Origin of the sequence: Actinotalea ferrariae CF5-4, from assembly GCF_000603945.1 — a bacterium.
Taxonomy (GTDB): domain Bacteria; phylum Actinomycetota; class Actinomycetes; order Actinomycetales; family Cellulomonadaceae; genus Actinotalea; species Actinotalea ferrariae.
The window spans coordinates 1-631 of sequence record NZ_AXCW01000567.1; the positions used below are offsets into that span (position 1 = coordinate 1).

Consider the following 631-nt stretch of genomic DNA (forward strand, 5'->3'; position numbering starts at 1 on the left):
ACTGCTGCCTCCCGTAGGAGTCTGGGCCGTGTCTCAGTCCCAGTGTGGCCGGTCGCCCTCTCAGGCCGGCTACCCGTCGTCGCCTTGGTGGGCCGTTACCCCACCAACAAGCTGATAGGCCGCGAGCCCATCCCTGACCAAAATTCTTTCCAGACGCTACAGATGCCTGTGCGTCTCGTATCCGGTATTAGCACCGATTTCTCGGAGTTATCCCAGAGTCAGGGGTAGGTTGCTCACGTGTTACTCACCCGTTCGCCACTGATCACCCGGTGCAAGCACCGAGGTCACCGTTCGACTTGCATGTGTTAAGCACGCCGCCAGCGTTCGTCCTGAGCCAGGATCAAACTCTCCGTACATGTCTATAAGCCACCCGCACCCGAAGGCACGAGCAAGCTGACACACGAAGCGGCCCCGAAGGACCCGTTATCATCTGGCCTCGATCAAATGCATGACATCAACTGACTTGCATTCGTCTCAACCACGTCACCGCACCACAACCAACCCCACCGAAGGTGAGACCAGCCACGACACGACGACAAATGGCATCGACTTTTGGCACGCTGTTGAGTTCTCAAGGAACGGACGCGCATCCATCCAGATCTTCCGACCCATCAGGAGGCAACTTCTCTAC

The 631-nt window shown here is 57.8% G+C and carries 1 rRNA gene; it reads right to left on the reverse strand.

Going from position 1 to position 631, the window contains the following annotated elements:
* Positions 1 to 356, reverse strand: a 16S ribosomal RNA gene (locus N866_RS19330); the annotation flags it as partial.
* Positions 357 to 631 lie beyond the last annotated feature (275 nt).